This window comes from Amphibacillus sp. MSJ-3 (assembly GCF_018919165.1).
Taxonomy (GTDB): Bacteria; Bacillota; Bacilli; order Bacillales; family Amphibacillaceae; genus Amphibacillus.
This window is the reverse complement of the sequence record NZ_JAHLQM010000047.1, coordinates 1-11,435: the sequence shown is the minus strand read 5'-3', so window position 1 is coordinate 11,435 and position 11,435 is coordinate 1. Positions and strand designations below refer to the sequence as shown.

The 11,435-nt window shown below is 35.7% G+C and carries 11 protein-coding genes and 1 pseudogene; 7 read left to right on the top strand and 5 right to left on the bottom strand.

Annotated features, from left to right (window positions below; translation table 11 throughout):
- Positions 1–162 precede the first annotated feature (162 nt).
- Entirely contained in the window at positions 163–1,155 is a 993-nt protein-coding gene (locus KQI76_RS11000; protein WP_216400349.1) for an NAD(P)/FAD-dependent oxidoreductase, read from the bottom strand.
- A gap of 209 nt (positions 1,156–1,364) precedes the next feature.
- Here KQI76_RS11000 and KQI76_RS10995 point away from each other — a divergent pair, with 209 nt between their 5' ends.
- The 3 genes and pseudogenes from KQI76_RS10995 to KQI76_RS12135 form a co-directional block, all read left to right on the top strand.
- On the top strand, positions 1,365–2,579 hold the full coding sequence (locus tag KQI76_RS10995) for an NAD(P)/FAD-dependent oxidoreductase (RefSeq protein ID WP_216400348.1): 1,215 nt from the start codon (positions 1,365–1,367) through the stop codon (positions 2,577–2,579).
- A gap of 51 nt (positions 2,580–2,630) precedes the next feature.
- Positions 2,631–2,861: a hypothetical protein gene (locus KQI76_RS10990; RefSeq protein ID WP_216400347.1), complete on the top strand. Its 231-nt coding sequence runs from the start codon at positions 2,631–2,633 to the stop codon at positions 2,859–2,861.
- 359 nt (positions 2,862–3,220) lie between these two features.
- Positions 3,221–3,412: pseudogene (locus tag KQI76_RS12135) on the top strand (transposase); the annotation flags it as partial.
- A gap of 134 nt (positions 3,413–3,546) precedes the next feature.
- Here the strand turns inward: KQI76_RS12135 and KQI76_RS10985 are convergent.
- The 3 genes from KQI76_RS10985 to deoD form a co-directional block, all read right to left on the bottom strand.
- Positions 3,547–4,023: a divergent PAP2 family protein gene (locus KQI76_RS10985; protein ID WP_216400346.1), complete on the bottom strand. Its 477-nt coding sequence runs from the start codon at positions 4,021–4,023 to the stop codon at positions 3,547–3,549.
- A gap of 95 nt (positions 4,024–4,118) precedes the next feature.
- Positions 4,119–4,709, bottom strand: a complete 591-nt coding sequence (locus KQI76_RS10980; protein WP_216400345.1) for a biotin transporter BioY — start codon at positions 4,707–4,709, stop codon at positions 4,119–4,121.
- A 97-nt stretch (positions 4,710–4,806) separates the two neighbouring features.
- Positions 4,807–5,517 (bottom strand): purine-nucleoside phosphorylase, encoded by a 711-nt coding sequence (gene deoD / locus KQI76_RS10975; protein ID WP_216400344.1) that lies wholly within the window; start codon positions 5,515–5,517, stop codon positions 4,807–4,809.
- A gap of 409 nt (positions 5,518–5,926) precedes the next feature.
- Between deoD and KQI76_RS10970 the strand changes: the two genes are divergently transcribed.
- Positions 5,927–6,190, top strand: coding sequence for a phosphocarrier protein HPr (locus tag KQI76_RS10970; protein WP_216400343.1), 264 nt, complete (start codon positions 5,927–5,929; stop codon positions 6,188–6,190).
- 134 nt (positions 6,191–6,324) lie between these two features.
- Here KQI76_RS10970 and KQI76_RS10965 read toward each other — a convergent pair whose 3' ends face one another.
- A complete protein-coding gene (locus KQI76_RS10965) occupies positions 6,325–7,497 on the bottom strand; it encodes a MalY/PatB family protein (RefSeq protein WP_216400342.1) in 1,173 nt (390 codons plus the stop codon).
- 237 nt (positions 7,498–7,734) lie between these two features.
- Between KQI76_RS10965 and yugI the strand changes: the two genes are divergently transcribed.
- From yugI to KQI76_RS10950, 3 genes are all read left to right on the top strand, one after another.
- Complete coding sequence (gene yugI / locus KQI76_RS10960) at positions 7,735–8,094, top strand: S1 domain-containing post-transcriptional regulator GSP13 (RefSeq protein WP_216400341.1); 360 nt, start codon at positions 7,735–7,737, stop codon at positions 8,092–8,094.
- A 546-nt stretch (positions 8,095–8,640) separates the two neighbouring features.
- Entirely contained in the window at positions 8,641–9,987 is a 1,347-nt protein-coding gene (locus KQI76_RS10955) for a glucose-6-phosphate isomerase (RefSeq protein ID WP_216400340.1), read from the top strand.
- A gap of 135 nt (positions 9,988–10,122) precedes the next feature.
- Positions 10,123–11,181, top strand: a complete 1,059-nt coding sequence (locus tag KQI76_RS10950) for a M20/M25/M40 family metallo-hydrolase (RefSeq protein WP_216400339.1) — start codon at positions 10,123–10,125, stop codon at positions 11,179–11,181.
- The last annotated feature ends 254 nt before the right edge of the window (positions 11,182–11,435 follow it).

The following is an 11,435-nucleotide window of genomic DNA, read 5'->3' as shown; positions in this document are numbered from 1 at the left end:
GTCTAGAACATTACAAACAAGTACATGTTTAGCATAAAATTGAACCGCCGTATACGGATCCGTACGTACGGTGGTGTGAGGGGACGGATAATCAAATAATGATTATCCTCCTACTCGATGTTTTAACGGGTTTTGTCCCAAACCTTTTTTATTTTAGCTTACCTAATGATTGAATAAACTAGTCGTATGCTGTGGCTGAATTCTTGCATTAGGCTCGATTGCTGCTATGGCATTATTAATCGCGGTAGGTCCTTCGCCAAATCCGGTTGCAATGAGATTTACTTTACCAGGATAGGTACAAATATCTCCAGCAGCATATATTCCTTTAATATTTGTTTCCATATTTGAATTGACAGCAATATTATTCTTCTCAATATTAATCCCCCAATCTTTAATTGGGCCAAGTGATGAGATAAAACCATAATTAACAATGACTTCATCAGCGTCAATAACGATTTCACGTTCTCCTCTTACTTCTTTCACTTTCACTTGCTCAATTCGTTTGTTACCGATCAAAGACTCAGCAACAAAAGGGGTTAAAATGTTTACTTTAGATTGAGTCAATTTAGTAATACTGTGTTCATGAGCACGGAATTGTTCCCGACGATGAATTAAGGTCACTTCCTTGGCAATTGGTTCAAGCATAAGTGCCCAGTCAACAGCAGAATCACCACCACCAAATAGTACAACGCGTTTATCTTTAAATTGCATCATATTATCAATAAAGTAATGTAGATTATGCTTTTCGTAACAATCAGCTTCTATTAAGTTTAACTTTCGTGGTTGAAAAGCTCCATTTCCAGCAGTAATTATTATACTCTTTGAAAAATGGCTCCCTTTATTAGTTGTTAATTTGAATGTTTCATTTTCCAATCGTTCAACATGCTCGACAGCCTCTTCTAAGCAGAGCGTTGGTTTAAACATTTGTAATTGCTCTTCGAGATTGTTAATTAATTCTTGTGCCCTTATTTTAGGGAAACCTGCAATATCATATATATATTTCTCAGGGTAGAGGGCACTCAACTGGCCACCAATATGTGGTAGACTCTCAATGATTTTCACATTTGCTTGTCGTAGACCACCATAATAAGCAGTGAATAATCCGACTGGACCTGCCCCAATGATTGTTACATCATATATTTTATTATCTATCATTTTTCTGTCCCTCCTACTCAATTAGCTATAAGACGACTAACCAACATTTTAACATACTTTCTATCATAATAAATAGAATAAATATTTATTCGATAAAGCGGATTGTTTCCCGAAATCCTCATTGAAAAAAAAGGCTAAAACCGCTAAGATTAAAATATGACGATATTGTGACAGTTAAGATGATAACCAATTGATAAGGAGAGTTTACATTGACCCCTATTAAAATTATTATTTTGGGTGCTGGTTATGCTGGATTGACAGCGAGCTTGCAATTACAAAAACAATCACTAGGAGATCAAGTCGAAGTTACATTAATCAATAAGAATCATTACCACTATCAAACGATATGGTTACATCGAAATGCGGTTGGGGTCAACACAAAAGAACAGACAGCTTTTGATCTTCGAGAAATTCTTGATCTAGAACGAATTCGTTTCATTAAAGACAAGGTAACAGCAATTGATTGTGATCAACAAGTGATAACCACTTCGAATGGTGAATATCCTTATGATTATTTAATCATCGGTCTTGGTTCGGAAATTGATTCTTTTCAAATTCCCGGACTTAAAGAACATGCTTATTCAATTACTAGCCTGTCGCGTTCTACTCGTTTATTTGATCAAATCATGGCATCACTACTTCAGTATAGTCAAACAACAATGGAGACTCCCTTTCACCTTATCGTAGGTGGCGGTGGATTTACTGGTGTTGAACTATTAGGGGAGTTAACAGAACGGCTACCTGAGTTATGTAGTGAGATGGGGATTAGTCCGAGTCAAATCAAATTAAAATCGATTGAATATGAACCAACCGTATTACCTGAATTTGATTTAGAACTTGGTGAATATGCAATGCAGCAACTTGAAAAAAGACATGTTGAATTTTATTTAGGGACCAAAATTAGATCTGTTAGCAAAACAAGTATAAAAATTGAACGATCAGGATTAGTGGAAGATATACCAGTCGATCTGTTTGTTTGGACAGCTGGTGTAAAAGGCCATCATTTAATCGATCAAATGAATATTCCTTCTGAACTTGGCCGTGTCGAAGTGGAGGCTGATTTAACTGCACCGGGTTATCCGAATATTTTCATTATTGGAGATGTTGCATTAATTAGAAATCAAGAAGGTAAACCTTATTTACCAAATGCCGATATTGCCATTCAAAAAGCAAAAGTGGCTGTACATAATTTACTTGTTAAATTGAACCAGAAGGGACAATCGCAATCATTTATATTTAAAAATAGAGGAACAATCGCCTCGATCGGTTCTAAAGACGCTATCGGCGTTACAGGAAAAGGGAGAAGAATATTTGGACGTTTAGCCTCTATTTTAAAGAAAATATCTGATTATGTGTTTTTATTTCAAATGGGTGGTTTTAAACTGATTTGGTACCAATTCATAAAACAGAAAAACAAGAAATAGGTATAAATATTAAATATTTGTCTATCCTGTCCAATTAGGAAGGTGGTTACAGTGAAAAAACTGATTTATTATCTATTTCTAACAATAACATGTTTTACTGCCAGTCTAGTTACCATTTCGGAAGTATCGAATTTGTCCTTTTTTGATTTATTTTCAAGCTATGAAGTAGCGGCCTCTTATTCAAGCGAAGATTATCAACTTAAGTCAGTTCACTTTATTTATAAGACAGACTCGATCGCAACATTTAAAATAAATAACGATGAGGGAGCGACAGGTGTTTAAATAAAGTGAATCGATAATCAAAATCAAGAGACTGGGACATAAACCAGCTAAAATAAAAAGGGAATCCACTAAAAATTGGATTCCCTTTTGGTATCATGATCATTTAAATAGATTCATTAGGATTTAAACGGTTTAGAGGTGTCACACCGTGATTTACACTTTGGGTGGACGCTTTCTGCGGGTACGGCCTCGGGCGCACAGGATGTGGGTCGGTTAGACGTTGCGGTTTTAGTCTAACATTCCTTATTGTTCCATTGGCCTGTCGCAATAAGGATTTTCAGATTCCCACTTTTCCCCCAGGAGTTTCCAAACGACTTTCCAATTACTGCTCCTGAGGGTGGATCATAAGGGGAAATACAAAAAAATATGTGAGAAGAAAGCTATCAGAAAAAAAGACTGGTGAAACTTACGGTCAAGATAAAATTGATGTTGAACCATTCTTTTAGTTTTTGAAGGCTAATTTGAGTTTTACGCGTTTATCTTTAAAAGGTAAATCCAAAGTACACAATGAAGGAGGATTTGTGCTAATGGCGATGAATTTAAGGAAGTACCCCACCATCAACAAGCCTAAACTGGGCATTGAAATACATAAAAAAAGAAAAGATGGTTCTAATTACGATTTCAATGTAATCAGAACCATTTTTCATTATTAGAGACTAGTTTTATCATAGTTCCTTGCTTAAATTTAATTGAACAATGGATAGGCTAACAATGCCAGGACAATTCCAGTTAAACCACCGAAAAAGACTTCAATAGGTTGATGTCCTAATAATTCCTTCAGTTCTTGCTTTTTCTCAAATTCCTTTTTCTTTGTCCAAACTTTTGCTTCATCAATAAAATATTGAAAATCTTTAACAAGCATATTTAAAACAATGGCTTGTTCACCAGCTTGTCTTCTAATTCCTGTGGCATCAAACATGATAATAATACTGAAGACACAAGAGATTGCAAACATGCCAGATGATAATCCATGTTCTATCCCTATTCCTGTTGTAACAGCCGCAACTGCAGCTGAATGACTACTTGGCATTCCACCTGTGCTAAATGCAAGGCCTGGTTTGAATTCTTTTGTTACGATATAGTGAATCGGTACTTTTATTCCTTGAGCAAATAAAATGGAAAATAAAGCAACAATTAATGGGAAATTTTCAAACACAGTCACCTTTCACACATCCTCTCCGTACTTATACAAATTGATACCGATAATTATAGCATAAGTATTTCAAGAAAGTCATCTGGTTGAAATGAGCAATCGTATTAAAGGCCACTAACACGTCTTGGAATTAGGTTGACCATCTTAACCAAAACAACGGCAGCGATAAGAGCTAAAACGATATCTTTAAGGAAAAATGGAGCCATACTTAACCACGCTGAATGATAGGAAATGGACAAACCAAGCCAAGTGTTCATAGCAAGGTACATATAGGTTACGCCAATTATATAATTCACTAATACCCCGATTAATGAAATGATCATGCTTTTTTTTGTAGTTTTAACCTGAGATCGCTCGACAAGGTATCCAGTTACAAAGGCGACAAAGATAAAAGAAATTAAAAATCCTCCAGTATAACTAAAAAGGACAAACGGCCCAGCTTGCATTTGGGCAAAAACAGGTACACCAATTGAGCCGATCATAATGTATCCAATCATTGCTAGAGTTCCAACCCTTTTTCCAAGTAACAAGCCTGCGAGAATACTGAAAAAAGTTTGAAAGGATAAAGGAACTGTTACACCCCCAATTGGGATCGCCAAAAATGGGAACCAAAAGGTGATATTAGCTCCAATCGCCATTAAACAAATAAAAATAGCACTATAACATAAATCCGTTGTTGATATTTTTCTATTCATGTGATCCTCCCATATTGTTAACTAGTATTTTTTGTGGTTAACAATTCGTATTAATTTAAGGAGCTGAATTGATAATCGCTCCTTAGTGTTTAAATTTCTAATTCATCGTAACTGTATCTAAAGCAACTTTAATCATATCGTTGAAAGTTGTTTGTCGTTCCTCGGCACTTGTTTCTTCACCTGTTAAAATATGATCCGAAACAGTTAATATCGCTAAGGCTTGTCGATTAAATTTAGCTGCTAGAGTGTAAAGTGCTGTTGCTTCCATTTCAACTCCTAGTACTTGATGGTTAGCTAGTTTAGTAAGGAGTTCCAAACTGTTTTCACGATAGAAACTGTCACTAGTAAAGACATTGCCGACACGTAATTTAAGGCCTTTTTCTAAACCTACCTGATGGGCCTGCTTTAATAAAGAAAAGTCTGCAAGTGGAGCAAAATCTATTCCTCCAAAAACCATTCGATTCACTTGGGAATCTGTTGTTGCCCCTTGAGCTAAAATAACATCACGAACTCTTACATCTTTCTGAATGGCTCCACAAGTCCCTACGCGAATCAGTTTCTTTACATCATACTCTTGAATGAGTTCATTGACGTAAATAGAAATTGATGGGACACCCATTCCTGTTCCTTGAACAGATATTCGTTCATTATTATAGGTACCAGTATATCCAAACATGCCACGAACTTCATTATAGCAAACTGGATGATCAAGAAAGTTCTCCGCAATGTACTTAGCTCGCAGTGGATCACCTGGTAAAAGGACTTTATCAGCTATATTTCCTTTTTTTGCTCCGATATGTGTACTCATAAAACAAGCCTCCAATACAATGTTATATGGTAAATTTATCATACCCTCATTTAGATTACAAATTGATTTGTATTTTTTAATAAGATTATTTCAAATTTCTAAAACAAATGGTAATACCAATATTACATCTTCACCCTATTATTAGGCAAAAGATAGACTGTTTAATATTTAGAGATTGTGGACATATAAATTCTAGTAATTTGTAGATAAAGCCTTAAATGTATTTAGCTAAGAAGTTTTCAGATAAATCATCACGAGCATGATATGATTCTTGGAAGACGAAGAAAAATGGTATGGGATGAAGATTTACTTTATTCCAAGTTAAAATTAGTATATAATAATTATAATTAATCTATATTCTTATTGAATAGGTTAATTAAATGAATGATAATAGTTGGGAGGAATAGAAATGAAAGAGCAAACATTTACAATTACTGATGACACTGGCATTCATGCTCGTCCAGCGACATTGCTAGTCAACAAAGCGGGACAATATGAATCAGATGTAGAAATGCATTATAATGGAAAAACCGTAAATTTAAAATCGATCATGGGTGTTATGTCTTTAGGTGTACCTAAAGGTGCAGAAATTAAAGTAACTGTAGAAGGTGCTGATGAAGAAGAAGCTATTGCGGGAATTTCTGAAGCCATTCGTGAGCAACTAGGGGAATAATAATAAATGGGAAGATCTATCTCACGTGAATAGATCTTTCTTACTCGCTTAATGAAAGCATAGTATTTCAATCAGCGAAATGGAGTGGGAAGCTCGCAATTACTCGTGATACGGAGTAATTGCGAGCTTTTTTATTAACTTTCGAAATGATCTAATGCATAGATGATTTTATCAAGCCCTTCTTTAATATAGGAGGTCGGGCTTGCGATATTTAGGCGCATAAATCCACGCCCCTCTTCCCCAAAGGTTATCCCATTGTTTAATCCAACCTTTGCTTTTTCCTCCATAAATGATTTTAACTCACTTTGTCTGATATTCATCTTTCGGCAATCGAGCCAAATTAAATAAGTCCCCTCCGCATGAACAACATTGATTTCATCCCGATCGGAAAAGGTATCTTCAACTAGTTGGCGATTGGTTAATAACAAGCTTTTGAGTTGATCAAGCCATTCATTACCAGATTGATAAGCAGCTTCAAGTGCGGTAATACCCAATGTATTTAAAGAATTCATTCCATATTTCGCAAATGCATTGACCATTTCATTGCGTAATTCTTTGTCAGGAATAACAGCATATGAAACTTGAAGACCTGCTATATTAAAGGTTTTAGTTGGTGCAAAGCAAGAAATGATTTGCTTACTAATTGGTGAATCAAGTGACCCTAAAGGGATATGCTTATGAGGTGCATATGTAAGATCTGCATGAATTTCATCTGATATAATTAAAACATTATATTTTTCAGCAAGCTCAACTACTTTTGTTAATTCATCCTTTGTCCAGACTCGTCCAACAGGGTTGTGTGGACTACAAAAGAGCAATACTTTAACACCTGTTTTAAATTTCTGTTCCAAATCATTAAAATCTATGGTGTATCGACCATCTTGATAAATCAATGGATTTGTAACTAATTCACGTTGATGACTTTTGATCAGGCTGTGAAATGGATGATATACAGGTGTCTGAATTAGAATTTTATCCCCAGGTTTTGTTTGAGTTAAAATAGTCATATGAATCGTTGGAATAACACCTGGGCTATAGATTAACCAATTGGGATCGATCTCCCAATTATGTTGCTTGATTAACCACTTGCGGACAGTATCATTTAATTGATCATCAGTAAGTGTATAACCGAAAACGCCATGATTAATTCTATCTATTAAAGCAGATTTAATAGGTGAAGCAATTTCTAAATCCATATCTGCAACCCACATTGGTTGGATATCTTTAGAACCAAACATATCCTCTAATCGGTCCCATTTTAATGAACGTGTGTCTTTTCGATTTGGGAGAGTTTCAAAGTTTACCATTTTGCATTCGACTCCTTTTATCCAGTGCATAGTTTAGGTTATTTTGCATTATAACATATCATCAATCTTAATCGTGTTTTTCAAATGAATTTGTTTGAAAATTTCGTCATTAGGCAAAATGACTTGTCGATTAACTATATCGTATGTTAAAATAAATAATTGTGTATAAAATAATAGGTGAATCCAATGGCTCAAAGGTCGTTATCGATTTGTCAATTCAAAATGGGAGTTGTTATTATGTCAGAGAAATTTACAGAAGGTCAGGTATTAACAGGAAAGGTAACTGGTGTTCAACCATATGGTGCATTTGTTGCATTAGATGATAAGATTCAAGGACTCGTTCATATTTCAGAGGTTACTCATGGATTTGTTAAGGATATTAATGAATTCCTCGCAGTAGGTGATGAAGTAAAGGTTAAAATCCTATCTATCGATGAAGAAAAAAATAAATATTCTTTATCTATCCGTGCGACTGAAGAAGCACCAAAGGCTAAACAACAAAAGCCAACCCCTTCATCAAATCAAGAAGAACAAGGTTTTAATACGTTGAAAGATAAATTGAGCGAATGGTTAAAGCAATCAGGACAAGATAAATAATTTACAGCAATATGAGGCTGGGACAAAACTCGGCTAAGAATGAAAAGGGGATTCAGTAGACACTGGATTCCTTTTTGATATCATGATCATTTAAATAGATTCATCACGTCATAAATGGTTTAAACGTGTCACTCCGTGATTTACACTTTGGGTGGACTCTTTCCGTGGGTGAATGTTGTCGATGGGACGAGTAACCGCCGTCCCAGTCCCTATTTGTTATCTGGACGATTCAAGTATTTATTTGTTGTGTAGGAATATTCTTAATGTGACTATTTTTTAACAAACTACTTGATTTCATTGCCTTGATTCGGTATCTTTAGAATAGTATTATTTTTCACATGAGCTAGAAGTAATTAGATAAAGAATGTCCTCGATAGGATGAATAACCTAACTAGATAAATTTTGATGCCGATACATCTTCTGAGTTAAAGCCTATAGAGGACAAATGGTGAAGAAGAAACTTTTAAAATTTTTAAATACAAGAAGAGCTCGCATTTTTTACGTTTGAAATAAAAGTGGGTTTTTCTTAAAAATGGAGGTAATCAAATGACACATGTACGTTTTGAGTATGACAAAGCACTCCCATTCTTTGCTGAGCATGAATTAGAGTACTTAAAAGAACCTGTTAAATTAGCGCATGAAATGATACATAATAAAACAGGTGCGGGAAACGACTTCCTTGGGTGGGTTGATCTTCCTGAAAACTATGACAAAGAAGAGTTTGAACGAATCCAAAAAGCTGCCGAAAAGATTAAATCTGATTCCGATGTGTTATTAGTGATTGGAATTGGAGGCTCATACTTGGGTGCTCGTGCTGCACTAGAAATGTTAAATCACTCTTTCTATAATATTTTGCCAGAGGAAAAACGCCAAGCGCCACAAGTTATTTTTGTCGGAAATAGTATTAGTTCAACTTATATGAAAGATGTATTTGATTTAATTGATGGTAAGGATGTTTCCATTAATGTTATTTCAAAAAGTGGAACAACGACTGAACCAGCGATTGCTTTCCGTATTTTCCGTAAATATCTTGAAGAAAAATATGGGGTTGAAGAAGCAAAACAACGCATTTATGCCACAACAGATCGTGAGAAAGGTGCATTGAAAACATTAGCAAATGAACAAGGTTACGAAAGCTTTGTTATTCCTGATGATGTAGGTGGACGTTACTCCGTTCTAACAGCTGTTGGATTGTTACCAATTGCAGCTAGTGGCATCGATATTAATGTAATGATGGAGGGTGCTTTTAAAGCACAAACAGAATTAGCTAATCCTGATCTCGATAAGAACCCTGCATATCAGTATGCAGCGATTCGCAACATTCTTTATAATAAAGGAAAAACAATTGAAATGCTAATTAATTATGAACCAGCACTTCAATATTTCTCTGAGTGGTGGAAGCAATTATTTGGTGAAAGTGAAGGAAAGGACTTTAAGGGAATCTATCCTTCATCAGCTAATTTTTCAACTGATTTACATTCATTAGGTCAATATGTTCAAGAAGGTCGTCGTGATCTATTTGAAACAGTTTTGCATGTTGAGAAACCAAAACATGATTTGACACTAGAAGCGGAAGAACAAGATCTTGATGGCCTAAATTATCTTGCAGGTCAAACAATAGACTTTGTCAATGAAAAAGCCTATCAAGGGACCATGCTTGCTCATACTGATGGTCAAGTACCTAACTTAATTGTTCATTTACCAGAATTAGATGCTTATACATTTGGTTATATCGTTTATTTCTTTGAAAAGGCATGTGCAATTAGCGGTTACCTACTTGGTGTCAACCCATTTGATCAACCTGGCGTGGAAGCATATAAGAAAAATATGTTTGCTCTACTAGGTAAACCAGGCTTTGAAAAGGAAAAAGAGGAATTGGAGAAACGTCTATAATATTATGGAAAACCTATTGGTGATAACTAATCACCAATAGGTTTTTTGGTAAGAGGAAAGTAATTGTCCGCTTGTCCTTCCCTTTTTAGTAAAAGATTTGTTATGATATGAATAGTTTGAATGGAGGTCGATAAAATGATTTTGGAAAATAAAGATTTTTTATTAGAGTTATTAGCTACACCATCGCCATCAAGTATGGAAATGGAAATTCAAAAGAAATGGATAAATCATGTCAAAAATTTTGCGGATGAAGTGATTACTGATCATGCGGGTAATGCGATTGGTGTTTTGAATAAAGAGGCTGACTTCAAGGTTTTACTTGCTGGTCATTGTGACGAAATTGCTTTCGTTGTTAATCGTATCGATGAAGATGGTTTTTTATACTTTGATGAAGTGGGAAGAGTGAATGCTAAGGCAGCTGTAGGTATGAAAGTAAAAGTCCAGGGTTATCGCAAAGAGGTAATCGGTGTGATTGGAGTTAACGCCCAGCATCATGGTGGAATTAAAGGTGACTTTGGTTTAGACGATTTGTTTATAGATTGTGGAGCGAGATCAAAGCAGGAAATTGAGGAATTTGTCCAAATAGGTGATTTAATTGTGTATGATCGTGATCCCGAAATTTTAATGGACCGCTATCTCTCAGGGCGGGGACTCGATAATCGAACAGGGGCTTTTATTGTTGCAGAAGTCTTACGAAAACTTGCAGACCGAGACCTCAAAGTTGGTGTTTATGCAGCTAGTACAGTAAATGAAGAAACAAATATGGGTGGGGCATATTTTGCTGCAGCAGGTATTGAGCCAACAATGGCCCTAGCCTGTGATGTTACTTTTGCAACTGATCACCCAAATGTTAATCGAAATAAATATGGGGATGTAAAATTAGAAGGTGGTCCGGTTATAGCTAAAGGAGCGCCGATTAACCGAAAAATAAATACTCGGTTAGAAAAAGCAGCTAAAGAATTGGCTATACCTATTCAATATGAGTTGACTCCACGATATACCGGAACAGATGCAGATCGAATGCGCTTGACAGGTAAAGGTGTACCAGTCGCTTTAGTATCTTTACCGCTTCGATATATGCATTCACCTGTTGAAACGGTAAGTATGCGTGATATCGAACAGGAAATTGACTTACTTGTTGAATTTATTAGTCAATTAACAGGGGAGGAAAATTTAAATCCTTTGGAAGACTAAAAAGATTGTAACAGCTCCATTGATTATTTGATAAACACTTTTGTGGTTAGAGTGTAAATATAGAAAATACAAATTTAACCTGTAGAAGTTGATCAGGTAGTAAAGGGAGGTTCTTTAGAGCCTCTTTTTTTATTGGTGTGCCTGGCATGGATGTAATCTCTAGGGTGAGAGTCCCGAGCCATGAAGGCAGAAGTAGTGGTTAGCCTAACGCAAGGGTGTCCGTGGTGACGCGGAATCTGAAGGAAGCGAGCGGC

Excerpts from the sequence above, each read along its gene's own strand:
- KQI76_RS10965 (WP_216400342.1), bottom strand. The coding sequence starts at position 7,497 with ATGGTAAACTTTGAAACTCTCCCAAATCGAAAAGACACACGTTCATTA.
- yugI (WP_216400341.1), top strand. The coding sequence starts at position 7,735 with ATGTCAGAGAAATTTACAGAAGGTCAGGTATTAACAGGAAAGGTAACT.
- KQI76_RS10950 (WP_216400339.1), top strand. The coding sequence starts at position 10,123 with ATGATTTTGGAAAATAAAGATTTTTTATTAGAGTTATTAGCTACACCA.
- deoD (WP_216400344.1), bottom strand. The coding sequence starts at position 5,517 with ATGAGTACACATATCGGAGCAAAAAAAGGAAATATAGCTGATAAAGTC.
- KQI76_RS10980 (WP_216400345.1), bottom strand. The coding sequence starts at position 4,709 with ATGAATAGAAAAATATCAACAACGGATTTATGTTATAGTGCTATTTTT.
- KQI76_RS11000 (WP_216400349.1), bottom strand. The coding sequence starts at position 1,155 with ATGATAGATAATAAAATATATGATGTAACAATCATTGGGGCAGGTCCA.
- KQI76_RS10970 (WP_216400343.1), top strand. The coding sequence starts at position 5,927 with ATGAAAGAGCAAACATTTACAATTACTGATGACACTGGCATTCATGCT.
- KQI76_RS10955 (WP_216400340.1), top strand. The coding sequence starts at position 8,641 with ATGACACATGTACGTTTTGAGTATGACAAAGCACTCCCATTCTTTGCT.